The organism is Conexibacter stalactiti (assembly GCF_033542075.1).
GTDB classification, from domain to species: Bacteria; Actinomycetota; Thermoleophilia; order Solirubrobacterales; family Solirubrobacteraceae; genus Conexibacter; species Conexibacter stalactiti.
The window spans coordinates 1-1,822 of record NZ_JAWSTH010000216.1 but is presented as its reverse complement, the minus strand read 5'-3'; the positions used below and the strand labels follow the sequence as shown (position 1 = coordinate 1,822).

General features: G+C 78.8%; 2 protein-coding genes. Both read left to right on the top strand.

Going from position 1 to position 1,822, the window contains the following annotated elements:
* A partial coding sequence (locus R7226_RS31380) for a type II secretion system F family protein (RefSeq protein ID WP_318601502.1) occupies positions 1 to 669 on the top strand: 669 nt, incomplete at its 5' end.
* Between the two features lie 80 nt (positions 670 to 749).
* Entirely contained in the window at positions 750 to 1,808 is a 1,059-nt protein-coding gene (locus tag R7226_RS31375; RefSeq protein WP_318601501.1) for a nitronate monooxygenase, read from the top strand.
* Positions 1,809 to 1,822 lie beyond the last annotated feature (14 nt).

The window sequence follows — 1,822 nt, the reverse complement described above, 5'->3', positions numbered from 1 at the left end:
CCGCCCGGCGACCTGCGCGCGCGGCTGGAGGCGGCCGGCCGGCCGCTCGGCTTGCGGGTCGGCGACGTGATGGCGGCGAAGGCCGGCGCCGCCGCGCTCGGCCTGGCGCTGGCGCTGCCGCTCGGCGCGCTGCTGCCGGGGCGGTTGGCGCTGGTGGTGCCGATCGCGCTGCCGACCGCAGCCTTCCTCGCGCCCGACCTGTGGCTGCGCCGTCGCGCGCGTGCGCGTGGGCGCGAGATGGAAACCGAGCTGCCCGACCTGCTCGACCTCCTGCGCGTCGCGCTCGGCGCCGGCCTGCCGCTGGAGCGTGCGATCGGCGAGGTCGCGCACCGTGCGACCGGGTTGCTCGCGCACGAGTGGCGGACGGTGGCGTCGCACGTTGAGCTGGGCGTCCCGCGCGAGCACGCGCTGGCAGCGCTCGCCGAGCGCTGCCCGGCACCGGGCGTCGCCGCCCTGGTCCGCACGCTCGACCGGGCGGCACGCCACGGCGCCCCGCTCGGCGACGCGCTGCTCGCGCAGGCGCGCGAGGCGCGCGCCGCGCGGGCGCGCCGGCTCGACGAGCAGGCCGCGCGCGCCGCACCGAAGATCCAGCTCGTCGTCGCGCTGCTGCTCGTCCCGTCGGTGCTGCTGCTCGTCGGCGCGGCGCTGCTGACCGCGTTCGTCGCGTGAGGCTCGTGCGGGCGGCGACCGGGGCGGCTCGCGCGCAGCGCCGTCAACAGGCGCGGGCGCGCTCGGCTACCTTCTCCGTCGTGACACGGTTCGCGCTCGACCGGCTGGCTCATCCGATCGTCCAGGCGCCGCTCGCCGGCGGCCCGTCGACCGCGGCGCTCGCCGCGGCCGTCTCGGCTGCCGGGGGACTGGGCTTCCTCGCGGCCGGTTACAAGGCGCCGGAGGCGGTCGCGGCCGAGCTGGGGCAGGTGCGCGCGCGCACGAGCGCCCCTGTCGGCGTCAACGTGTTCGCGGTGGGCGGCGAACCGGCCGCACCCGCCGCGGTCGAGCGCTACGCCTCCGCGCTGTGCGACGAGAGCGCTCGGCTCGGCGTCGCGCTCGGCACGCCGCGCTTCGACGACGACCACTTCGGCGAGAAGGTCGAGCTGCTGCGGCGCGCCCGCCCAGCGGTCGTCTCGTTCACCTTCGCGGTGCCCGCCGACGAGGTCGTCGAGGCGTTGCGGGACGAGGGGATCGCGGTGTGGCAGACGGTGACGACGCCGGCCGAGGCACGCGCAGCGGCTGCGGCTGGCGTCGACGCGCTCGTCGTCCAGGGCGCCGAAGCCGGCGGCCACCGCGGCACCTTCGACGACGCCGCGCCCGCGGAGATCGGCCTGCTCGCGCTGCTGCAGCTCGTCGCAGTGAGCGCGCCGGCGCTGCCGCTCGTCGCCGCCGGCGGGATCATGAATGGCGCCGGCGTCGCGGCCGCGCTGGCGGCCGGCGCTCACGCCGCGCAGCTCGGCAGCGCCTTCATGCTGACGCCGGAGGCCGGCACCTCGGCGCCTCACCGCGCCGCGCTCGCGAGCCCGGAGCGGACCGCGTTGACGCGGGCCTTCAGCGGCCGAACCGCGCGCGGGATCGTCAACCGCTTCCTGCGCGAGCACGACGGCGAGGCGCCGCGCGCCTACCCAGAGGTCCACCACCTGACCGCGCCGCTGCGCGCCGCCGCCCGCGAGCGCGGTGACGCCGACGCGATCAACCTGTGGGCCGGTCAGGCCCACGAGCTGGCCGAGTCCGTACCGGCCGGCGAGCTGGTCGGCCGGCTCGCGGCCGACGCCCGCGCAGCGCTGCGCACCGCGGCCGCGCGCGCCGGCGCCTGACGCCGCGCTGCGAG